The sequence below is a fragment of the Marinobacter sp. MBR-99 genome (assembly GCF_040547575.1).
GTDB lineage: Bacteria > Pseudomonadota > Gammaproteobacteria > Pseudomonadales > Oleiphilaceae > Marinobacter.
Map to the genome: position 1 here is coordinate 1 of NZ_JBEPPY010000011.1, position 21,473 is coordinate 21,473.

The 21,473-nt window shown below is 58.6% G+C and carries 19 protein-coding genes and 1 riboswitch; of the genes, 1 reads left to right on the forward strand and 18 read right to left on the reverse strand.

Going from position 1 to position 21,473, the window contains the following annotated elements; genetic code table 11:
* Positions 1–154: 154 nt before the first annotated feature.
* The 16 genes from ABIE59_RS10980 to ABIE59_RS11055 all read right to left on the reverse strand — a co-directional run bounded on the left by ABIE59_RS10980 (position 155) and on the right by ABIE59_RS11055 (position 18,567).
* Complete coding sequence (locus tag ABIE59_RS10980; protein ID WP_354446830.1) at positions 155–928, reverse strand: CLCA_X family protein; 774 nt, start codon at positions 926–928, stop codon at positions 155–157.
* A 44-nt stretch (positions 929–972) separates the two neighbouring features.
* Positions 973–1,977, reverse strand: a complete 1,005-nt coding sequence (locus ABIE59_RS10985) for a 2-hydroxyacid dehydrogenase (RefSeq protein WP_354446832.1) — start codon at positions 1,975–1,977, stop codon at positions 973–975.
* Positions 1,978–2,103: 126 nt separating this feature from the next.
* Positions 2,104–3,378, reverse strand: a complete 1,275-nt coding sequence (locus ABIE59_RS10990) for a putative bifunctional diguanylate cyclase/phosphodiesterase (RefSeq protein WP_354446834.1) — start codon at positions 3,376–3,378, stop codon at positions 2,104–2,106.
* Positions 3,379–3,521: 143 nt separating this feature from the next.
* Entirely contained in the window at positions 3,522–4,154 is a 633-nt protein-coding gene (locus ABIE59_RS10995) for a response regulator (protein WP_354446836.1), read from the reverse strand.
* A complete protein-coding gene (locus ABIE59_RS11000) occupies positions 4,147–5,922 on the reverse strand; it encodes a PAS domain S-box protein (protein WP_354446838.1) in 1,776 nt (591 codons plus the stop codon). Before ABIE59_RS11000 ends, ABIE59_RS10995 begins: the two co-directional genes overlap by 8 nt.
* A 90-nt stretch (positions 5,923–6,012) precedes the next feature.
* Positions 6,013–7,068 carry a protein-glutamate methylesterase/protein-glutamine glutaminase gene (locus ABIE59_RS11005; RefSeq protein ID WP_354446840.1) on the reverse strand — a complete coding sequence of 352 codons (1,056 nt, stop codon included), beginning with the start codon at positions 7,066–7,068 and terminating at the stop codon, positions 6,013–6,015.
* The gene (locus ABIE59_RS11010; protein WP_354446842.1) at positions 7,065–7,580 is read right to left on the reverse strand and encodes a chemotaxis protein CheD; all 516 of its coding nucleotides are present in this window, start codon (positions 7,578–7,580) and stop codon (positions 7,065–7,067) included. Before ABIE59_RS11010 ends, ABIE59_RS11005 begins: the two co-directional genes overlap by 4 nt.
* A complete protein-coding gene (locus ABIE59_RS11015; protein WP_354446844.1) occupies positions 7,577–8,422 on the reverse strand; it encodes a CheR family methyltransferase in 846 nt (281 codons plus the stop codon). Before ABIE59_RS11015 ends, ABIE59_RS11010 begins: the two co-directional genes overlap by 4 nt.
* Positions 8,403–8,948 (reverse strand): chemotaxis protein CheW, encoded by a 546-nt coding sequence (locus ABIE59_RS11020; RefSeq protein ID WP_354446846.1) that lies wholly within the window; start codon positions 8,946–8,948, stop codon positions 8,403–8,405. The genes ABIE59_RS11015 and ABIE59_RS11020 overlap by 20 nt, the downstream gene beginning before the upstream one ends.
* 12 nt (positions 8,949–8,960) lie before the next feature.
* Positions 8,961–10,592: a methyl-accepting chemotaxis protein gene (locus tag ABIE59_RS11025; RefSeq protein WP_354446848.1), complete on the reverse strand. Its 1,632-nt coding sequence runs from the start codon at positions 10,590–10,592 to the stop codon at positions 8,961–8,963.
* Positions 10,576–12,645: a chemotaxis protein CheA gene (locus ABIE59_RS11030; protein ID WP_354446850.1), complete on the reverse strand. Its 2,070-nt coding sequence runs from the start codon at positions 12,643–12,645 to the stop codon at positions 10,576–10,578. The genes ABIE59_RS11025 and ABIE59_RS11030 overlap by 17 nt, the downstream gene beginning before the upstream one ends.
* Complete coding sequence (locus ABIE59_RS11035; RefSeq protein ID WP_354446852.1) at positions 12,642–12,932, reverse strand: STAS domain-containing protein; 291 nt, start codon at positions 12,930–12,932, stop codon at positions 12,642–12,644. The genes ABIE59_RS11030 and ABIE59_RS11035 overlap by 4 nt, the downstream gene beginning before the upstream one ends.
* A complete protein-coding gene (locus ABIE59_RS11040; RefSeq protein ID WP_354446854.1) occupies positions 12,929–13,297 on the reverse strand; it encodes a response regulator in 369 nt (122 codons plus the stop codon). The genes ABIE59_RS11035 and ABIE59_RS11040 overlap by 4 nt, the downstream gene beginning before the upstream one ends.
* 53 nt (positions 13,298–13,350) lie before the next feature.
* Positions 13,351–14,514: a methyl-accepting chemotaxis protein gene (locus tag ABIE59_RS11045; RefSeq protein ID WP_354446856.1), complete on the reverse strand. Its 1,164-nt coding sequence runs from the start codon at positions 14,512–14,514 to the stop codon at positions 13,351–13,353.
* A gap of 209 nt (positions 14,515–14,723) precedes the next feature.
* Positions 14,724–15,782, reverse strand: a complete 1,059-nt coding sequence (locus ABIE59_RS11050) for a ribonucleotide-diphosphate reductase subunit beta (RefSeq protein WP_354446858.1) — start codon at positions 15,780–15,782, stop codon at positions 14,724–14,726.
* A gap of 28 nt (positions 15,783–15,810) precedes the next feature.
* The gene (locus tag ABIE59_RS11055; protein ID WP_354446860.1) at positions 15,811–18,567 is read right to left on the reverse strand and encodes a ribonucleoside-diphosphate reductase subunit alpha; all 2,757 of its coding nucleotides are present in this window, start codon (positions 18,565–18,567) and stop codon (positions 15,811–15,813) included.
* 163 nt (positions 18,568–18,730) lie between these two features.
* Positions 18,731–18,928: riboswitch (cobalamin riboswitch) on the reverse strand.
* A gap of 179 nt (positions 18,929–19,107) precedes the next feature.
* Between ABIE59_RS11055 and ABIE59_RS11060 the strand changes: the two genes are divergently transcribed.
* Complete coding sequence (locus ABIE59_RS11060; RefSeq protein ID WP_354447023.1) at positions 19,108–19,770, forward strand: DUF3047 domain-containing protein; 663 nt, start codon at positions 19,108–19,110, stop codon at positions 19,768–19,770.
* 60 nt (positions 19,771–19,830) lie between these two features.
* Here ABIE59_RS11060 and ABIE59_RS11065 read toward each other — a convergent pair whose 3' ends face one another.
* The gene (locus ABIE59_RS11065; protein ID WP_061333208.1) at positions 19,831–20,184 is read right to left on the reverse strand and encodes an FmdB family zinc ribbon protein; all 354 of its coding nucleotides are present in this window, start codon (positions 20,182–20,184) and stop codon (positions 19,831–19,833) included.
* A 5-nt stretch (positions 20,185–20,189) separates the two neighbouring features.
* Positions 20,190–21,422: a formamidase gene (fmdA, locus tag ABIE59_RS11070; RefSeq protein WP_354446862.1), complete on the reverse strand. Its 1,233-nt coding sequence runs from the start codon at positions 21,420–21,422 to the stop codon at positions 20,190–20,192.
* Positions 21,423–21,473: the final 51 nt, after the last annotated feature.

Consider the following 21,473-nt stretch of genomic DNA (forward strand, 5'->3'; position numbering starts at 1 on the left):
GTTATACGCCCTCTTTCGAGCCACCCCCTGCTCCTATCCCAGGGCGTATAACTCCGCCCATCAAAATCCTACTTTTCAACCATATCAGAAGGTTACATATATTTCCCATGCAATTTTCTGGAGTTTTGCGAACGCGTTCGTATAACTCCGGCTGTCATGCTTCTGTTCGCTGCAAGGCCCTGCCCAGAGATTGAAAGTAGACAAGAAACGCCCGATTGATGCGCTCCCGCTGTGGCCCCTGCGGATAAAGCCCCAACTGGGCCTCTTCGCTTTCTTTCGTGCCTTTCACCAGGAAGGCATTTTTTACGGCGGCGTCCTGAACAAAGGCTTCGAAGGCTCGGGCGCAAAGTTCTTCGGGCCGGCTGTAGTAATGCACACCGGCGGCTTTGTCGGCCTTGGCGGATTGCCGGAACAGGTCGCTGGGCTGCTCACCGGTGTTGTCCAGCAGGATGGTGCGGTAGCAGGCTTGCAGGCGTTCATTGAGGGGGTGTGCGATGGCATCTTCGCGGGTTAGCCAGAGTATGGAGCCAAACTCAGCTTTGGAAGTGTTTGGGAACAATTTGTCCGCTATGTAGTGGTCGAAAGCATGAAACCACTCATGGGCAATGCTGCCGGGGCCGGCGTTTTTGGCCAGGGCGAAGCTGCGGGTGGCGGGGGTGTAATGGGCGGATACGCCAGGCCGGCCGCCGATGCCGTATTGCAGGGCCAGGCTGCCGCGCAGGGAGATCAGGCTTTCGGTGCCGTTGAGGATGGTCATCAAATCGCACAGGGCGTCGTAAAACAGTGCGGCGCTGCGCTGCTTTTCCGGTTCGGTTACCCAGCGGCCAATCTCCACGGTTCGGAACTGGAAGCGGCGGCGTACATCAAGGAAGGTAACAGGCGCCCCGGCACGGTGGTCGGGGCCCGTTCGATAAAACTGTCTGGCCATGGTCGAATTGTACGAGTGCGCGGCCCGCTTGTCTCAGCGTGCCGTTAACCGGCGGGGGCGTTTACCCGGTTTGCGCATTGCCCGGTCGATTCCAGTTCGGTCAGGTTTCCCAGGGTGGTGCGCGCAATGCTCTCCAGGGCGTTGCGGGTGAAGAAGGCCTGGTGGCCGGTGATCACTACGTTGGGGAAGGTCAGAAGGCGCGCGAACACATCGTCTTTGAGCACGATGTTGGACAGGTCCTCGAAGAACAGGTCGCCTTCTTCCTCATACACATCCAGGCCCAGGTAGCCAATCTGTCCGGATTTAAGGCCCTCGATGATCGCGGCGGTATCGACCATGGCGCCCCGGCTGGTGTTGATCAGCATCACGCCCGGTTTCATCTTGGCCACGGCATCCGCGTTGATCAGGTGGTGGGTGTCGGGGGTTAACGGGCAATGCAGGCTGACAATATCGGCCTGGCTGAACAGGTCGTCCAGCGCCACATACTCACCACCCAGGTGTTGGGCTTCCGGGTTGGCATGAAGGTCGTAACAGAGCACCCGGCAGCCAAAGCCTCGCATGATGCGCACTACCTCCAGGCCTATCTGGCCGGTACCCACCACGCCCACGGTTCGCCCTCGCAGGTCGAAGCCCAGCAAGCCATCCAGCGCAAAGTTACCATCGCGGATGCGATGATAGGCTCGGTGAATCTGCCGGTTGAGCGTCAGGATCAGGGCCACGGTGTGTTCGGCCACGGCATAGGGTGAGTAAGCCGGCACTCGCACCACGCTGATACCCAGTCGCTCGGCGGCTTTCAGGTCTACGTTATTGAAGCCAGCGCAACGCAGGGCAACCGCACGGGTGCCGCCTTCGGCCAACTGCTCCAGTACCTCGCCGTCCACCTGGTCGTTCACGAACACACACACCGCATCAAAGCCTTTGGCGAGCGCCGCGGTGGTCGCATTCAACCGGGGCTCAAGAAACACCAGTTCATGCTCGTGGCTGTCCCGGCTGGCTTGCCCAAGGAATTGCTCGTCGTAGGGTTTGGTGCTGAAAACAGCCACTTTCATGGGCCTGGCCTCTTACTGAAAAACGCCCGGTTTCGGGCGTTTTGTGCGGTGGGAGTATGTTGTCATTACACTCCCAGCGGTACCTTAGATCAAGCTTATGTAGAATTGGACAAACTTTGACGCCGGTTATTCCGACACCCGAGACAACGGAATCTTCTCGGCGGTGACAGGACGACTGAACAAATAACCCTGCATTCGCGAGCAACCTAATGCCTCAAGCGCCCCCTTCTGATCCTCCGTCTCCACGCCCTCAGCAACGATCTCAAGCCCCAGCTCCATGCCCATTGCAATGATGGCTTTAACCAGCACGTCACCGGCGCGTGTTTCAAGGACTGCATTGGTGAACAGTCGATCAATTTTCAACGTGTCGAATACAAAATGTTGGAGGTAAGCCAGATTGGAGTAGCCAGTACCGAAGTCATCGATTGCCAGTTTTACACCGGCGCGCCGTATTTCCCGTAACGCCATCTGAACATCCTGGATCGGGCCCACCAGCATGCTTTCGGTTACCTCAAGTTCCAGCCACGAGGAGGGCAGTCGACATTCCGCAAGTATTTCCTGAACCCGCCGCGCAAACTTGGGGTCTTCAAGCTGCGCGGCACTGATATTGACCGCTACACGCAGGGGCTCACCCGCCATCAACCACTGGCTGGCCTGACCACAGGCGGTTTTAAGAATCCAGTCGCCCAGTTCTGGCATCAGCCCCGTGCTTTCCGCAACTGGAATAAACCGGTCGGGCGGCACCAGCCCCAGGGAAGGTGATTGCCAACGGAGTAATGCTTCCACAGCAACAGCCTGGCGGGTCTTGATGCAGAACTGCGGCTGGTACACCAGAAAAAACTCACCCCGATCCAACGCACCCACAAGCGCGGAACGGATCTCTGCTTCACTGGCCAGGTTTTCCTTCAGTGCTTCGGTATAGAATGCATAGTGCCCCACCTTGGCACTGCCCAACGCCAGTTCGGCATTTCGTATAAGCTTGTCAGTTACTTCGGCTTCATTGGGCAGGAGACTTACTCCAGCCGTGCACCGGATAAGTAGTGCCTCTCCTCCGAAATCGATCGGCGATGACACTCCGGACATGAGGTGATCGACTCTGTTTTCCAGAACTCCTTCCCCCTGATCTGCCCGGAGAAAGATCAGAAAATGCCCGCCCCCCAACCGGCTGAGGAAGTACCCCTCGGAAAGATACGGCTCAATTCGGTTCATGACGGCTTCGATGACCTTGTCGCCGGCTTCGTAACCGTGCCAGTGGTTGATCTGTGTAAGGTCGCTCACTTTCAGGACAATAACGGCACCGCCGCAACCTTGCGCATAGGCAGCTGAAACTGCGGCCGACAAATTCTGCCTCACTGGCAGATTAGTAATCACGCTGCTCGGGCTTGAGCACGAATCGTTCATGGTTTTGTCTTTCCCAGGAGAGTCTTTCCGAACACCGCTTCAGGACGGCACAGAGCCCTTAACCCAGCAGCCAAAGTGCATGAATTTTCGTTGAAAAACTATCAGCGCCGGCTGAAATGGACTAGGGAATGCCCTACAAGGATTTAAAGAAGTTCCTGAGCGATCGCATAACGAACCAGATCGGAAATGCTGTTGGCATTCAGTTTTTCCATTAGCCTGGCCTTGTGGGTGCTGACGGTTTTGGAGCTGACGTTCAGTTTGTCTGCGATATCGCCCACGTTCATTCCCCGGGCAAGATCAAGAAAGATCTCGTATTCCCGCTTGGTCATCCGAGCATGGAGCTCATCCTCGGGTCGCCCTGTCAAGGCGCCCAGGGCGAGTCTGTCTGCCAGCTCCCGGGTTATGTAAAGCTGGCCCTGGGCTACCTTCCGGAGCGCATCCAGGAGTTCGGTTGGTGGCTGGGTCTTGGTGATGAAGCCCCGGGCGCCTGCCCGGATAGTCCGCGTGGCATAAAGGTCTTCACGATGCATACTCAACACCAGAATTCGTGTCTCTGGGGCCTTGCGGCGGATACGCTCGATCAGCTCCAGTCCCGAACACCCCGGCATGGACATATCCATCAGGAAAACGCTTGGCTTGCATCCGGGAATTTGTTGCAGGGCCTCGTCGCCGTCTGATGCCTCCCCGACTACCTCCATATCATGGGCAGAAGAAATCAGCGAGCGTATCCCCTCTCGTACAATGCTGTGATCATCGGCTATATAAACACTAATCATCGAGTTCGTGCTCCAGGGGCAGTTCCACATGTATTCGCACGCCCTTACCGCTGGCCGACTCCACTGAGAGGTCTCCGCCCAACATGGTCACCCGTTCGCGAATGCCGACGAGGCCTGAGCCATAGTGTCCGGCCACTGCCGGATCAAACCCGGCACCATTGTCTCGGACGTCTAATGTTGCGGTCTGGTCGGTCTCGCGGTAATTCACGCTGACCGTTGATGCGCCGGAATGGCGACTGACGTTGGTCATACATTCCTGAAGAATGCGGTACAGAGCAGTCGATACCTCGCCCCTGGCCCGGCCATTCTCGGCAGACTCGGAGTGCCATTTGACCTCAAGGTCTCCGCTCCCGGCCCATTGGGCAAGCAGCCATTCCGCAGCAGCCTCAAACCCAAGGTCATCGAGCATCGGTGGTCGCAGGTTGGCCGAGATCTCGCGGACTTTTTCCACCGCGACATCCACGGATTCAATAAGGTTGTTCAGATGCTGCCGGTGCCCATCAGACAACTCATGCATTCGGCCGACGGCGACCCCAAGACTGAGTTTGAGGGCGGCCAGGGTTTGCCCAAGTTCGTCGTGAAGGTCGCGGGCAATCCGGCGCCTTTCCTGTTCCAGCACCCCCTCCTGTGCACGTGTAAGCTGGCGCAGCTCTTCCCTGGAGTGTCGCAGCTCAGCTTCCCGGAGCTTGGTGTCGGTTATATCGCGCTGGACGGAGGCAAAATAGGCGCGACCGTCCCTGCCCGAGGCGGGAATGGGCACGATTTCCACTTCGTTCCAGAACGGCACCCCATCCTTGCAATAATTAACCACGACTTCCTTGACCGGTTCCCGGCGTTCCAGGGCCTCCCGGATCCTGCACAGGGCGGCCCTGTCGGTATCTGGGCCCTGAAAAATACGGGGCGTTTTGCCCAGCACTTCGTCAGGCCGATACCCAGTCATCCTCTCTACGCCCTCGTTCACATACACGATTCTCGGACCAGGCGGATCCAGCGGATCAATTTCGGTAATAATGATCACGTCATGAATCTGCGACATACAGGCCTGCAGCAGTCGCCGGCTCTCTTCCAAACGGTAGCGTTCGGTCTTGTCACGGGCAACACCGAACACGCCGGTGACTTCACCGTCGACCAGAATGGGAATATAGGTCACCAACACCAGAGCAGTGTGGCCATCACCACGTCTTACCTGGCAATGATAGCTGCAAGGGTGCCCCTCCAGCGCCGCCTCAAAACATTCCGTGGCTGCTTTGCGATCTCTTTCATGCACCAGGTTTTCCCAGTGATAATCACAAAGCTGGCCCTCGGGATAGCCGGTAAGTTCCTGTGTGCTGCTGTTCATTTCCACCAGCCGCCCCTGCAGATCCATGCTGCAGACTGCGTAGGGGTTCTGCGAAAAAAGTGAACGGAAACGCTGCTCGTTAACGGCAATACGCTCCGACAACCGACGGTAATCGGTGATGTCGACAAGTTGAACAAAGCGCGTGCCGTCCGGGCAGGTGGACCGGGCAAACGTCATGCGATACAGACGCTTGCCGATTCTGGCCTCGAGTTCACAGACCTCTTCCGGAATTGTTCCAGCAGCGTCCAATCGGGACTGGAGAGTCGAGCGGCTGGGGCCGGACAGGCAATCCAGAAGCGCCATGCCCGGTTCAAGACAGGCATCAAGCTCATCAGCACTCTGGTTCAGATCCTCAATCCGGCCATCGGGTGTAATCCGAAGGACCGCCCCTGGAAGCGCTGCCATCGGGATCACGCGGTGCGAACCCATGTCGACCTCCTGAACGCTCATATCGTTTACCCATTTACTGTAGCACGGCAGTCGGGGCTTTTCCGGGCGTGGCTGACTCTGTGGGGCGAGTCAGCGCCTCAGGCTGCACCCTACTATGGCATCCGCTATCCTGCCCAATGGCAACACCTCTGCAGCGGCGCCGATATCAATGGCCTCACGGGGCATACCGAAAACCACGGAGCTCTCCTGGTCCTGGGCAATGGTGTGGGCCCCTGCCTGGCGCATGGCCAGAAGTCCCTGGGCACCGTCATCGCCCATGCCGGTCATAATGATGCCAAGGGCATTGCGCCCTGCGGTTTGAGCCACAGATCGAAACAGAACGTCCACCGAGGGTTTATGTCGGTTTACCGGTGGACCATCCGCCACTCCCACCCGATACTGGGCACCGCTGCGACGAAGCTGCATGTGCCTGCCGCCGGGGGCAATCAGGACCAGCCCGGGAATCACCCGGTCACCGTCTACCGCTTCCCGAACCTCACAACGGCACAGGCGGTTGAGCCTCTGGGCAAAAGCAGCAGTAAACTTTTCCGGCATGTGCTGAACCACAACAATGCCCGGGCAGTCGACCGGCAGCCGGGTCAGCACAGTTTCCAATGCCTGGGTGCCGCCGGTAGAGGTTCCCAAGCTCACCACCTGGTCGGTGGTGCAAGCCATCGCCAACGGCGCCTGCGACTTTGGCACGGGCATTACTGCAGGGCGCGGATCAGGTACCGCAGCAAGTCTCGCGCGGGCCGCAGCCTTGAGCACATGCACCATGTGCTGACCACCGGCCTGCAGGAAGTCCCGCAAACCAATTTTGGGCTTGGTGATGATATCCACCGCACCGGCTGACAATGCCTGTACAGTGGTATCCGCGCCTTTTTCCGTCAGCGTGGAACAGATCACCACCGGTGTTGGACGCTCTTTCATCAGCTTTTTCAGAAACGTGATGCCGTCCATCCGGGGCATTTCAACATCCAGAACGATGACGTCTGGCCAGTCCCGTTGCATTTTCTGCAAGGCAAAGATTGGGTCCGGGGCAGTGCCGGAAACCCGAATGCCCGGGTCCGCCGCCAGCAATTGACTCAGCACCTGACGAACCACCGCCGAGTCATCAACGATGAATACTGAAATCGGATCTTTCATGCAGCCCCTCCCGCTTGCGCCGGGTAAAAGGTGCCCATCCGACTCTCGCCCTGGCGCAACCAGACATCGCCGTCTGCAATGTTGAAGAACAGCCGGCGATAACCGGTGCCGCCCAGGCTTCGTGCAATCACACGCAGTCCATGGCGGACGGCCAATGCCTCGGCTGCCTCAATATTGCGGTGTGCTACCGAGCTGCCAATAGGGCCTGCGTCAAACATGCTGGCGCCTCCAAAAAGTTTGGCTTCGTAGTCGTCCGTCCGCGTTCCATGCTGTCGGATCTCGGCAATCAGAAGCTGCAGTGCATCTTCGCCGTATCGGGCGTTTGGCTGACCATCCAGGCTCCTGCCTGGCAGCATGTAATGACACATGCCACCCAGTCTCAGCTCGGAGTGCCATACCGTCACAGCAATGCACGAGCCAAGGGTCGTATTAATACGAGTATCGCGATCACCGAAATACCAGTCACCAGGATGCAGAAATATATCGATCCCCGAGCCCAGCTGTTTGGTCATGGTTGCTTCCGGTAAATGGAGGGCGACACCACCTCAAGTCCGTTCTGTAGCCCGTTGAGGGTTTCCGAATGCCCGATGATCAGGTAGCCACCAGGGCGCAGGCAGGTCTGCAACCGAGCAATGATCTGCTGTTTGGTTTCAGCATTGAAATAGATCATCACGTTGCGCAGGAAGATCACATCAAACAACCCGACATCCGGCAGTCGGGTATTGAGGTTGATCTGTTGGAACTGCACCCGGGACCGCAATACCGGGTCTACCATCAAGGTGCCGGCGGCCTCGCCGATGCCTTTCAGACAATAGCGCTTGAGACATTCGGTAGGGATCCGGTCGGCCCGCGTCATGGGGTAGCGACCGCCCCGGGCTTTCTCCAACACCTGGGTGCTGATGTCCGACGCCAGAACTTCCCAGCCAGCTGGCCCAAGCACTTCCGAAAGCACCATGGCCAACGTGTAAGCCTCCTCACCACTGGAACAGGCCGCGCTCCAAAGGCGTATGCAGCCCCGGTGGCTCTGGGCTTTCAGAATCTGATCCCGTAAAAACTCAAAGTGCCGGGGCTCGCGAAAAAAGTAGGTCTCATTGGTAGTCAGAAGGTCCACCGCTACCTGCTTTTCCGTCGGGTTGGTCTTAAGGTGTCGCCAGTACTCAGCGTAACCGGCAAGCGCCAGCACTTTTATCCGCTTGGCCAGCCGGCCGGCCACCATGGTGCGTTTGCCGGCCGGCATATGGATGCCGGCGACCTCAAACATCAACCGCTGGAACTCTCGGAACTCGGCCTCACCCAGCACCGGAGCGGCGGTAGCTGTGATCGTCGGACGTACGTCAGCTGTCGAGGGCATCATGGGCGCCGTCCGAAATTGCCGCCAGTTCGGCCATTTCACGGGTGTTTAGAGCCTGTTGGACATCCAGCATAATCACAAACTGCCCCTCCACCTTACCCATACCGGCAATAAAGTCAGCTCGGACGCGGGCCCCGAAGCTGGGCGCCGGTTCAATGTCCGCAGGCGGTATCTCCAGGACTTCGGATACTGCGTCCACGATCACGCCGATTTCCTGCAGGCTGTCAGCCAACCCTTCCACTTCCAGAATTACCACGCAGCTGCGCCGGTTAATGGTGCTTTCTCCCCGGCCGAACCGGGCAGACAGGTCAATTACCGGCACCACGCTGCCGCGCAGGTTGATTACCCCACGCACAAACTCGGGCATCATGGGCACGGTGGTCAGACTGCCGTATTCGATGATCTCCCGGATGTGCAGGATGCCCACCGCGAACATCTCCCGACCAATCTGGAAGGTCAGATACTGGTTCTGATTTCCAGAGGAACCCGCTATACGGGCTACCTCCTGGTGTTTTTGTGCCTGGTTCATAGCAACCTCCGATCAGAATCGCACGTAGGCGGAGGCGTCAAATTCGTCGTGGTCCTGGACCGGACGGGCTGCTTCGCGGGTCTTTTTCGCCGCCACACCCGGCTTGGCCGCGCGCACCGGAGCCTGAATCCCGCGGCTGTCATGGGTCTGGAAGAACGCCATGGCCTGTTGCAACTGCTCTGCCTGGGAGGACATTTCTTCCGAGGTAGCCGCCAGTTCTTCAGAGGCAGAGGCATTCTGCTGAGTAATCTGGTTGAGCTGTTCCATGGCGCCGTTGATCTGTTCCACACCGGCGGATTGCTCACTGGAGGCGGCGGCAATTTCCTGCACCAGGTCCGAGGTTTTCTGTATAGACGGTACCATTTCGGTCAGCAGGCGACCGGCCCGCTCTGCCAGTTCCACGGAGGACCCGGCCACTTCGCCAATCTCCTGGGCGGCAATCTGGCTGCGCTCGGCCAACTTACGAACCTCGGCTGCGACAACGGCAAAGCCTTTACCATGCTCGCCGGCACGAGCCGCCTCGATGGCCGCGTTCAAAGCCAGCAGGTTGGTCTGATAGGCGATGTCGTCGATGATTGAGATCTTCTCGGCAATACTCTTCATGGCGGTGACGGTCTGTCCCACGGCTTCCCCACCTTCGACCGCCTCTTTGGCCGCCTTGCTGGCCATACCATCGGTGATGGAGGCGTTCTCGGTATTCTGACTGATGGACGCAGTCATTTGCTCCATGGACGCGCTGGTTTCCTCGACGCTGGAAGCCTGCTCGCTTGAAGCCTGTGAGAGCGATTGGCTGGTCGCGCTCACTTCCTCAGAAGCGGAGGCGAGGTTGTCCGCGCCGGAACGGACTTCCGAGATTACCTGGGACAGCTTCACCACCATGCGCTGCATGGTTTCCATCATCTGGCCGATCTCGTCGCGGCTGCGGGCTTCGACTTTGACGGTGAGGTCGCCGTCGGCAATGCTGGTAGCCGCCGTCATGGCGTCGCGGATGGCACCGGTGATGCTGCGGGCAATCAGGTATGCCAGCCCAAGGCCCAGCAGGATACTGACCGACAACAGTATGATCACGGCGAACTGCGCTGCCCCGTAGGCCTCGCTGGCGGCATCACTGCTGGCACGGCCCATCTGCGTGTTCCAAGCGACATTTCTGCCGATGATATCGCTGACCGTGTTATAGGTTTGGCGGGACTCGCCCCGGTAATATGCCAGTGCCTGCTGCGTTTCGCCGGCGCGCGACATGGCCAGCAGCTTTTCATGCTCTTTCTGGTAGCCTGCCCACGCTGCCTGGTACTGCTCGTACAGGGCTTTTTCTTCCGGCAGCGTCAACAGTGCTGCAAATGTCGCCGTCACAGCCTCCAACTGGCCAGCAATCTCGTCCATTCGTTTTTCATTTCCGGCCATTTCCTGCTCAGTCTGGGAAATGATGTGCTCGAGCTCGAAGCGTCGATAGTCGCCGACCAGAGTATCCATGGTCTGTGCCGCACCGACGGCAACCATCCAGTTGTCCGCCAGCTCATTGGCGGAGTCGTCCATGGTGGACATCTGCATCAGCGCGTAGACGCCGGTCGCCAGGAACAGCACCAGGACGACCCCGAAGGCGCCCATCAGCTTGGTAAAAATTCGTAGGTTATTGAACAGGCTCATTGGATTCGATCCCCTGTGTAAGGCCACGTCTTGGTTGATTGAAACGCAATCCCTGCGAACTGAGCGATGCCTGTTCCCGAAGACTTATCTGGGAGATCAGGGCCTGCACGTCCAGAATCAGGGCTACCTGGCCGCTCCCCAGAATGGTGGAGCCAGACAACCCTTTGAGATGAGAAAAAATGCCGTTCAGCGGCTTGATCACGGTCTGATGTTCGCCCAGTAGATCGTCTACGATCAGCCCCGCCTTGCAGCCGGCATAGCGCACCACGATAATGTTCTGGCGCCTGCCGGGTTTGCCTGGTACACGGAACAGGTCCCGCAGCCGAACCAAAGGCAATGCTTCGTGGCGAAGATTGATGTAGTCCTTACCGGCACTGAGAGCCCGTTGTTCGGCGCTCAGCTCCGTACACTCCACAACCGTCTCCAGGGGCACCACATAGGTGGCCTCGCCAACACGGGCCAGGAAACCGTCAATGATGGCCAGTGTCAGCGGCAGGCGAATACGGAACGTCGTACCACCGGCAATGCCCGGGGAATCCAGCTCTACCATGCCCCGAAGTGATTCGATGTTGCGACGAACCACATCCATGCCCACACCGCGGCCAGACAGATTGGTGACCTGCTCCACCGTTGAGAAGCCCGGCTCGAAAATGAGGTTGAATATCTCCTGGTCGGTGAGCGCGGCATCTGGTCTCACCAGGTCCCGCTCGACAGCTTTGGCCAGCAGCCGATCGCGGTTTAGGCCATTACCGTCATCACTGACCTCAATTACAACGGCACCGGATTCGTGGTAGGCATTCAAATGCACACGGCCCTGGGCCACTTTGCCTTTGGCTAAACGCTGGTCCTGCCGCTCAATGCCATGGTCGCAGGCGTTGCGAACCAGATGGGTCAATGGATCGGTGATCTTCTCGACCACGGTTTTATCGAGCTCGGTATCAGCGCCGGTGATGACCAGCTCGATGTCTTTGCCAAGCTCCGACGACACATCCCGAATCACCCGCTGGAAGCGCTGGAAAGTTTCGCCAATTGGCACCATGCGCAGGTCCAGGGAACTGTCTCGGATTTCCTCCACCAGGAGGTTCAGGTTCGCTGCAGTTTCCCGCGACTTGGCATCGCCCGAGCGTTCGGCGTCCAGGCCGACCGTTGCCGATGCAATCACCAGTTCGCCCACCAGGTTGATCAAACGGTCCAGTTTGTCAGCCTGGATCCTGAGATACTGGGCCGACTTTTTACGCCGACCTTGCTGGGGATCGATGGCAGCCTCGGCCATGGCCACGTTGACGCCTTGCTCGTGCTGGCGCTGCTTGTCATGCGATACCGGTGCGCTCGCTTCTTCGAGAATCGGCTCAAGGATCTGCAGCTGGTAAAGGTCGCCGGCGAACTCGAACACATCTTCAATGGCATCGCGCCCGGCCGTGCTGCGCAGTGTGACATCGAACCCCAGATAGCAGGCCTCCGAATCAAACGCTTCCAGAGACGGCAAACCTTGATCAAGCACTTTCACCTGCTCGAGTTCGCCTAGCGTTCGGAGAAATCGGATGAATCCGAGCGGGTCCATGCCGTGACGCAGCGCATCGGCGTGAATCCGGATCTGGATCTGCCAAATTTCATCGGCACCAGCCAGCATTGAAGCCTCCGGCTGCGGCACCAGCGCGTCGTGATCCTTTAGAGACTGAAACGGTGCCAGTTCCGACAGAAGCACCACTCCAGCCGGCTCAAGCGCCGCGGCCCCGGCAACCTCGGGAACCTCCACCAGAAGGCTGATGTGGTCTCGGCAGCGCAGCAACAGATTAGCTAGAGCCCGGCTCAGGGTTATTTCGTGAGCTCTGAGCCGGTCCAGCACATTTTCGACCACATGAGTAAAAGCCACCACGTGGTCCAGGCCGAACATCCCAGCTGAGCCTTTAACCGTGTGCACACAGCGGAACAGCGCGTTCTGCAGTTCGGCTTCGCTCGGTCGGGTTTCCAGCTCAAGCAGGATGTTTTCCATGTCGAACAGCAGCTCGCGGCTCTCGTCCAGAAAGGTTTGCAGTGCCAGTTCCATGTTCATGGCTGTGACTCCAGAGCCACCAGTTCAAAGACTTGCCTTACAGCGTCGCTGTGGTTGATCAGGCTCACCGGCTTGCTATCCGGCGCTTGCAGACGCAAGGCCATCAGCAATATTTGAAGCCCTGCCGTATCGAGCTCGGTGACACCAGCCAGATCAACAGTGCGCAGCTCCCCTGTGGCAAGCGCCAGGCACAGGTTTTCAAATGCTGCAGAGGCCTCATAAATGGTGAGCTCACCCTTAAACGACAAGCTGCCAACGCTGGCGTTGAAATTCGGTATGGCGCTCACGGGCCCACCAGTTTGTGCACTGCCGCCAGCATCTGCTGGGGCTGGAAGGGTTTGACCATCCAGGCCTTGGCACCACCGGCCTGACCTTGCAGTTTCTTGTCCTCGGCTGACTCGGTGGTAAGCATAATCACCGGTGTGAACTTGTACTCGGAGCGGGATTTGATCTCCCTCAGGAACGTCAGACCATCCATGTTCGGCATGTTCACATCCGAAATCATCAGGTGCACCCGCTGTCCTGCAAGCTTGGCAAGGGCATCCCGTCCGTCACAGGCTTCTATCACCTCGTAGCCTGCACCTTTAAGGGTGAGCGACACCACCTGCCGGATGGAGGCCGAGTCATCAACAATCAGAATATTCTTTGCCATACATTTGACCCGTTAGTTGTCTGGTTTTGCCGGCCCGGCCGGTTCTCATGAATTCAGAAAAAGGTAATGTCACCGCTGGCCACAGACGTTGCCATGCCCTTGTGATGATGGTTGTTGCGCTCCTCCGCCATCGCGTAGGAGGCCTCCATTTCGCTCATTACGGTGTCAACGCAAACCACCTCTGCAGACCCCATGCTGGCTGCAACCTTTTCAATACTGGTACCGACATGGCTAAGGATTTGGCTGGTGCGATCCTGGAACTGCAATTGCACCAGGGCATCCTCGACTTCCTGCTGGATATCCGCGCTGGTTTTTCGAAGAGACTCAGCCGATGCCACGAGACTGGAACCCCAACCCCGGAAGTCCACCAGTACGCGCTCGATGATTGCTTCGGACGCACGCACCGAGTCACCATCACGGCCACTGGAGGCCTGAGCCGCGGCTACCGCCGACCGGATGGAGTCTCCGATAAAGCCGACCTTGGTGCTGATTCGCTCTCCGGTATCAGCCGACAACTGGGAGAGTTTGCGGACCTCATCAGCTACCACTGCAAAGCCACGGCCATGCTCTCCGGCCCGAGCAGCCTCGATGGCGGCATTCAGTGCGAGCAGGTTGGTCTGGCCGGCAATCTTGGCGACGTCCTGCGCCATGTTGTCTAGTTCATCGACAAAGGTATCCAGGCCGTTTATCTGGCGCAGCAGTCCGTCCCTTTCATCAAGGGCGGCCCGCAATGAGCTCAGTACCGACTGCAACTCAGTGTCGGCCCGTCCGAAGCTGCTGCCGACGCCGCCCTCAAGTGAACTCGCCACGTCGGATGCCATGTTCGTTGCATTCCTAAGCTCTGTCGCCAAATGGCTAAAACACCGGCTCAGGTCAACAACAGCATGCTCGGTTTGGGACCGAACCGTGTCGATTTGCTGCCCCCAGACCGGTAAGAGCTCAGCACCTAGGCGGCTCTGGGCTTTCACCACATGGGAATGGCCATCGGCTAATTCCCGGGTGCATACTTCTAACTTGGCTTCGTGGACTTGAGCCAGCCGATGCCAACGGCCATTAACGTAATAAGCCGAAGCCATCGCCAATATCGTTACCAGTCCGGCAACCGCGAGGCCGCTTGCAAGAGGCAGAACGAACAAAACAACCAACACCCCAAGCAGTGTCGGTGCGATGGTTGCGACGATCAGACCGTATTCTGGTGAACTGTGAGTATTTGGCACGATAGGTTCCCCGTTTCGACAGGGTCATCGTGCAACCGGGAAGGTTTCCGGACAATTGGTGCAGAACCGATTTTTGGATAGGGCGTTGGCCGGTCAAGTGTAGGGCGAGGACTACTCTCAACGGCGCCTTGTGTGAGGGTTGAAGAGGCGGCGGGGCCCGGTCCGAAGGACCAGGCCCCGGCAATCAGAAAGGCTGAGCCTGACTATTGCTACCACTCCAGCTGCGCCCCGGTCTGGTATTCAATCACCCGGGTTTCAAAGAAGTTCTTCTCCTTGCGCATGGTGGCTTGCTCATCCAGCCAGGGCGAGACGTTCTTGGCCCCCGGGAAAGGTTCTTCCAGGCCGACGGTTCTGGCGCGGCGATTGGCCACGAAGCGGAATTGCTCGCTGTGGTATTCCGCCGAGTAGCCGAGGATGGGGTCACGCAGGATGTAGTTGGCGTAGGCCATTTCAGCGGCTTCGGATTCGTCCCACATGTCGCGCACGGCTTTGGGGTCGAAGCTGATGTTTTCTTCTTCCAGAATCTGATTCACCACCTTCAGGCCGAAGGAGAAGTGCATGGCTTCGTCCCGCAGGATGTATTGCAGTTGCTCCCCGGTGCCACGCATCAGGCCCCGGCGTTGCAGGGCGAAGATGGGGCTGAAGCCGTTGTAGAACCAGCAGCCCTCAAACACGGCGGCAAAGAATAGGTAAGACATGATGAATTCCTGCAGATCGTCTTTGTTGCGCAGGTTCATGTCGGAGCGCATGGCGGCGTCCAGCCGTCGGTTGGCTACCTGGATCTTGCCGTTGATTTCCGGCACCACGCGGTAGCGGTTGTAGATTTCGCTCTGGTCCAGGTTGAGGGTTTCGATGCAGTGCTGGTAGGTCCAGGTGTGCAGGGCTTCTTCGTACACCTGGCGGGCCTGGTAGATTTGCAGTTCCGGCGCGCTCATTTTCTCCATCACGGCCAGGCCGATGTTGCGCATGGCGAGGATGTCGGAGGTGGTGAGGTAGGCCAGTACGTTTTCGTATACGTGCTTTTCCGCCGGGCTCAGGCGGTGGTGGTAGTCGTGGACGTCCTGGGCCATGTTGACGTCCAGCGGGGTCCAGTGGTTTTTGTTGGCGTTCATGAAGTATTCCCACGCCCAGGGGTATTTGAAGGGTGCCAACTGGTTTATGTCGGTTTCGCCGTTGATGACGCGCTTGTCGTCTACGTTGACCGGCGCCGGGCCGGCGCTGGCCGTCGGCTTGTTTTCGGTTTTTGGTTCGTCGTCCCAATCCAGCATGGTTAGGCCTCCAATGTTAAGTAAGTGATTACTGACAGGCTTCGCAGTCTGGCTCGTCGATGCTGCACACTTGCGGCTGGGGTGCAGCCACCGGGGCGCTTTTTTCGGCGCCGGTAGCACCTAGTGAGCGCAGGTAATACGTGGTTTTCAGGCCGCGTTCCCAGGCCAGCTGGTACAGGGCGTCGAGTTTTTTGCCGCTGGGTTCGGCCATGTACAGGTTCAGGCTCTGGGCCTGGTCGAGCCATTTCTGGCGTCTTGCCGCGGCCTCTACCAGCCATCTTGGGTCGATTTCAAAGGCGGTGGCGTAGCGGGCTTTCAGTACCGGTGGGATGCGGTCGATCTGCTGGACGCTGCCGTCGAAGTATTTGAGGTCGTTGACCATCACGTTGTCCCACAGGCCTTCGGCTTTGAGGTCGCGCACCAGGGAGGGATTGACCACGGTGAATTCGCCAGAGAGGTTCGATTTCACGAACAGGTTCTGGTACGCCGGTTCGATGGACTGAGACACACCGACGATGTTGGAGATGGTGGCGGTGGGGGCGATGGCCATGACGTTGCTGTTGCGCATGCCGTGTTTGGCAATCAGCTCGCGCACCGGGGTCCAGTCCAGGCGGCTGTTGGTGTTGAGCGACAGGTCTCCTTCCCGGCGGTTCTCCTTTAACAGGTTGATGGAATCGATGGGCAAGATGCCTTGCTGCCAGAGGGAGCCTTCGTAGGTTTCATAGGCACCCCGTTCGCCGGCCAGGGTGGCGGAAGCGCGGATGGCAAAGTAGCTGAGTTGCTCCATGGCCACGTCAGCAAACTCGACGGCTTCCGGGCTGGTGTAAGGCAGGCCGAGTTGGTAGAGGGCATCCTGGAAACCCATTACACCCAGGCCTACCGGGCGATGTTTGAGGTTGGAGTTCTTCGCCTGGGGCACGGCGTAGAAGTTGATGTCGATAACGTTATCGAGCATGCGCACGGCGGTGGTCACGGTGCGTTCCAGGCGCTGCACGTCCAGCTCGCCGTTGTGGATGTGGGCAGCCAGGTTAACGGAGCCCAGGTTGCACACGGCAATTTCGTCGGCGCTGGTGTTCAGGGTGATTTCGGTACACAGATTGGAGCTGTGCACTACGCCCTGGTGCTGCTGTGGAGAACGCAGGTTGCAGGGGTCTTTGAAGGTGATCCAGGGGTGGCCGGTTTCAAACAGCACGGTGAGCATTTTGCGCCACAGTTGTTTGGCGGGGATTTTCTTGAACAGTTTGATCTTGCCCTGCGCCGCCAGCGCTTCGTAATGCTCGTAGCGTTCCCGGAAGGCGTTGCCGTACAGGTCGTGCAGGTCTGGCGCATCGCTGGGGGAAAACAGGGTCCAGTCCCGGTCTTCGCGCATGCGTTCGATCAGCAAATCCGGCACCCAGTTGGCGGTGTTCATGTCGTGGGTGCGGCGGCGTTCGTCGCCGGTATTTTTGCGCAGTTCCAGGAATTCTTCGATGTCCAGGTGCCAGCTTTCCAGGTAGGCGCACACCGCGCCTTTGCGCTTACCGCCCTGGTTGACCGCCACGGCGGTGTCGTTGACTACTTTCAGGAAGGGCACCACGCCCTGGCTCTGGCCGTTGGTGCCCTTAATGTGGGAGCCCAATGCCCGCACCGGGGTCCAGTCGTTGCCCAGGCCGCCAGCCCATTTGGAGAGCAGCGCGTTATCTTTGATGGCGCCGTAGATACCTTCCAGGTCGTCCTGCACGGTGGTCAGGTAGCAGGAGGACAACTGGGAATGGCGGGTGCCGCTGTTGAAAAGGGTGGGCGTGCTGGCCATGTAATCGAAGGACGACAGCAGGTTGTAGAATTCGATGGCCCGTTCGTTGGGATGGTCTTCCCGCAGCGCCAGGCCCATGGCGACGCGCATGAAGAACACCTGGGGCAGTTCCAGGCGGGCCTTGTTCCAGTGCAGGAAGTAGCGGTCGTAAAGGGTTTGCAGGCCCAGGAAGCCGAACTGGTGGTCACGCTCGGGGATGATCGCTGCGCCCAGGCGTTCCAGGTCAAAGGCGGCCAGGGCTTCGTCCAGCAATTCGTAACGAATACCGGCGTGGATAAACGCGCTCAGAGCCTGTGGATAAACCTCTGCCAGCGGCTGGTTGCGGGGCAGGTCCAGGGCCTCGGCGGCTTCCAGGCGCAGCTGCTCCAGCAACAGGCGGGCGGTGACGGCGCTGTAGTCCGGCTCCTGCTCGATACGGCCACGGGCGGTCATGATCAGGGCGGAGAGCACTTCGGTTTCTGCAATGCCGTCGTACAGGTTGCGCAGGGCTTCGTCCACCAGGGATTCGCCGTCAATGCCGTCCAGGCCGGTGGCGGCCTGTTCTACCTGCAGCTTCATCAGGCCCAGGTCCAGCGGCGCCGCGTTGCCGTCGGCTTTTTTCACGGTCAGGTGCGGGTGCGCTTCCATGGGCTCTTCGATGGCGCGCTGGCGGGCGTGTTCTTCCCGGTAGAGCACGTAGGCCCGGGCCACTTTCTGCTCTTCGGCCCGCATCAGGGCCAGTTCCACCTGGTCCTGAATGTCTTCAATATGCACTTTGCCACCGGCTTTCAGGCGCCGGCTGATGGCCTGCACCACCTGTTCGGTGACCCGATGCACGGCGTCGTTGATGCGGGCCGAACCGGCGGCTTTGTCGCCTTCCACGGCCAGGAACGCTTTGGTCACCGCCACACTGATTTTGGCGGGATTGAATCCAACCAGGGTGCCGTTGCGTTTAATCACTTGAAGGGATTGGGTATCGGTGGCCGGGGCTTCGGCCAGAGCGGTGGCAGACATGGGGCTTCTCCTTGTGCACGCGTTGTTAGTGCAACCTTCGCGTTCACAGGAGAAAAGACTGTTTGGCCACGGACATTCACGAACAAAAAATGGGCGTACCATCTTTTGGTGTTCTTGGAGTCCGCAGCCAATAATCCTTACCTGCTCACCTTGAAACGCGAAGGTGCAGTGTCTATCCCTGGCAGGTCTTCGGACTCAGGGGCGTGAACCTGTTGGTTCGGCCTTGCGTGGCGACTTCCCGGCGCTTGCCAGTGTCTTGATGCCACGCTCGTTCCCCAATACCGCTGCGCGTCAGTTCCGGATTCTCACCGGATTCCCGACTACCTTTATGTCCGAAGTGATCAGAGAATGATCACAACATATGGTAGTCAACCAAGGATTTGGTCACTATATACGGACTAATAGCCACTGACAAGGCACTTTATTGCAGGCCCGCTGTCTGCCACTGCAGTGGCCCGAAAACAAAAGGACAAGTCTATGAAGCGCTCATCACTGGCAGGCACTGCATGGGTGTTGGCTCTGCTTTTGGCCAGCCCGGCAATGATGGCGCAGGCGCCTTTACTGCAACCCTTCTCCACCATGAGTTCATTATCTGATGGTTGGGAACCTCTGGAATTTCCCAGAATCGACCGGCACACGCGCTACGAGCTGGTCACGGACGACGGTGTTCAGGTGGTCAAGGCGACTGCTGATGACAGCGCCTCCGGCCTGATTGCCCGATTGTCGTTAGAACCCGGCGAATCGCTGATTCTGCGCTGGCAATGGAAGGTGTCCAATGTGTTCGACCAGGGTGATGCCCGGAAAAAGTCCGGCGACGACTACCCGGCGCGAATCTACGTGGCCTTTGAATTTCAGCCCGACAAAGCAGGCTTCTTTGAGCGGGCCAAACGCAAAACCGTGGAGGTGATGTTTGGTGAGACCCTGCCAGGCAACGCCCTGAACTACATCTGGGCCAACCGGCTACCAGAGCAATCCATTGTCGCCAACGCCTTCACCGACCAGACCATGATGGTGGCGGTCAATTCCGGCCCGGAGCAAACCGGGGAGTGGGTCACCGTGGAACGGGATATTGTGGCGGATTACCGGGAAGCGTTCGGGGAGACCCCCCCGCGCATTGTTGGCGTGGCCATTATGTCGGATGCGGATAATACCGGTGAACGGGCAACAGCGTGGTATCGGGATCTGGTGCTTGAGCAGCCCTGAATGGCGGATCGAAAAAAGGCCCCGTATCGGGGCCAAACACGTGAAACGTCGAACCGGTTGTCAGTGGCTGATCATCCACGGCCGCATCGAGGGAAACATTTTCTTACCGTCTGCGGTGTAGAACAGCATGGATTTGCCCGGCTTCGGTGAGCCGCAACCACAACTTCGGCTGTGTTCCTTGTCGTGCGCCCTGCGATCGGCAGTCGAGAACACGGGCTCGTGTTTCGAGCGCTCGTTCCGGTCCTGAGCCGATCGTTTGGCCGGGTCCATGGCGGCAATCTCCGGGGGCAGCACGATGACTCGGGGAGACAGCGCCTGACAGGTCGGGCACTCCGCCGGCTTGGCACAGTCTTCCATGGTGGCCAGCTGGTGGAACAACCCGTGTTCCCGACATTTGTAGTCATACACAGGCATGTTGGTTACTCCTTGTCTTTCGACAGGGGCACGTCCATACCGCCACTGACTTTCTTCTGTGGGCCATCCGCTGACGGGTTGATGTCGAAATCAAAGATGCCGGTTGGCAGCCAGAGCGTTGCACAGGCGTTGGGAATATCAACCACACCGCTGATATGCCCCTCCACCGGCGCACACCCAAGGATCGCGTAAGCCTGTGCCCTGCTGTAGCCGAACTTGGTCATGTATTCGATGGCATTCAGGCAGGCCTGGCGATAGGCCACATGCACGTCCAGATAGTGCTGGCCGCCCTCTTCATCCACCGAGATGCCCTCAAAGATCACATAATCGTCGTAGCGGGGCTTGATGGGGCTGGGCTTGAACACCGGGTTCTTGATGCCATATTTGCGCACGCCGTCTTTGATCAGATTCACCCGCAAGTGAATCCAGCCAGCCATTTCGATGGCCCCACAGAATGTGATTTCGCCATCGCCCTGGCTGAAATGCAGGTCGCCCACGGAGAGCCCGGCGCCATCTACGTAGACGGGGAAATACACTTTGGAGCCGCGGGAAAGATCCTTGATATCGCAGTTACCGCCATGCTCCCTGGGAGGCACGGTTCGGGCAGCCTCCGCTCCGGCGGCCTTGGCAGCCTCACCTTTCATCTGCCCCATATGGGCTGTCTCGCCATTGGGAAGGGTAGCCAGTTCCGGCACCCGTTCCGGATCGGTTGCCACCAGCCCCGCTTCTCGCTTGTTCCAGGTGTCCAGAAGCTCTTTGGAAGGCAAACAGCCAATCAGCCCTGGGTGTATCAAACCGGCAAACTCCACGTTAGGAATATGCCGGGACTTGGTGAACATGCCGTTGAAGTCCCAGATTGATTTCTGGGCTTCGGGGAAATGTTCCGTCAGAAAGCCACCGCCGTTCTGCTTGGAGAAGAAACCGTTGAAGCCCCACTGGCTCTCCTCAAACGTACCGATATCCAGAATGTCGACTTCCAGCAGGTCACCCGGCTCTGCGCCTTCAACGCCAATGGGGCCCGACAGGAAATGCACCTGGCTGAGGTCTACATCACGCACGTCGTCGGCGCTGTCGTTGTTCTTGATCTGGCCGCCGGTCCAGTCGTAACACTCCACGATAAAATCGTCACCGGGTTTGACGGTGGCCACCAACGGAATGTCCGGGTGCCAGCGGTTGTGGACTTTGTCGTTCTCGTAGGCCGATTTATTCAGATCGATCTTGATGATGGTTTCAGCCATAGCGGGCGCTCCTGTACATTGGCTTGTCTGTTTGAATAACGCCTCTACTAT

Bases quoted from the DNA above. Each gene is read 5' to 3' on its own strand.
- ABIE59_RS10980 (WP_354446830.1), bottom strand. From the start codon at position 928: ATGGCCAGACAGTTTTATCGAACGGGCCCCGACCACCGTGCCGGGGCG.
- ABIE59_RS10985 (WP_354446832.1), bottom strand. From the start codon at position 1,977: ATGAAAGTGGCTGTTTTCAGCACCAAACCCTACGACGAGCAATTCCTT.
- ABIE59_RS10990 (WP_354446834.1), bottom strand. From the start codon at position 3,378: ATGAACGATTCGTGCTCAAGCCCGAGCAGCGTGATTACTAATCTGCCA.
- ABIE59_RS10995 (WP_354446836.1), bottom strand. From the start codon at position 4,154: ATGATTAGTGTTTATATAGCCGATGATCACAGCATTGTACGAGAGGGG.
- ABIE59_RS11000 (WP_354446838.1), bottom strand. From the start codon at position 5,922: ATGGGTTCGCACCGCGTGATCCCGATGGCAGCGCTTCCAGGGGCGGTC.
- ABIE59_RS11005 (WP_354446840.1), bottom strand. From the start codon at position 7,068: ATGAAAGATCCGATTTCAGTATTCATCGTTGATGACTCGGCGGTGGTT.
- ABIE59_RS11010 (WP_354446842.1), bottom strand. From the start codon at position 7,580: ATGACCAAACAGCTGGGCTCGGGGATCGATATATTTCTGCATCCTGGT.
- ABIE59_RS11015 (WP_354446844.1), bottom strand. From the start codon at position 8,422: ATGATGCCCTCGACAGCTGACGTACGTCCGACGATCACAGCTACCGCC.
- ABIE59_RS11020 (WP_354446846.1), bottom strand. From the start codon at position 8,948: ATGAACCAGGCACAAAAACACCAGGAGGTAGCCCGTATAGCGGGTTCC.
- ABIE59_RS11025 (WP_354446848.1), bottom strand. From the start codon at position 10,592: ATGAGCCTGTTCAATAACCTACGAATTTTTACCAAGCTGATGGGCGCC.
- ABIE59_RS11030 (WP_354446850.1), bottom strand. From the start codon at position 12,645: ATGAACATGGAACTGGCACTGCAAACCTTTCTGGACGAGAGCCGCGAG.
- ABIE59_RS11040 (WP_354446854.1), bottom strand. From the start codon at position 13,297: ATGGCAAAGAATATTCTGATTGTTGATGACTCGGCCTCCATCCGGCAG.
- ABIE59_RS11050 (WP_354446858.1), bottom strand. From the start codon at position 15,782: ATGCTGGATTGGGACGACGAACCAAAAACCGAAAACAAGCCGACGGCC.
- ABIE59_RS11055 (WP_354446860.1), bottom strand. From the start codon at position 18,567: ATGTCTGCCACCGCTCTGGCCGAAGCCCCGGCCACCGATACCCAATCC.
- ABIE59_RS11060 (WP_354447023.1), top strand. From the start codon at position 19,108: ATGATGGCGCAGGCGCCTTTACTGCAACCCTTCTCCACCATGAGTTCA.
- ABIE59_RS11065 (WP_061333208.1), bottom strand. From the start codon at position 20,184: ATGCCTGTGTATGACTACAAATGTCGGGAACACGGGTTGTTCCACCAG.
- fmdA (WP_354446862.1), bottom strand. From the start codon at position 21,422: ATGGCTGAAACCATCATCAAGATCGATCTGAATAAATCGGCCTACGAG.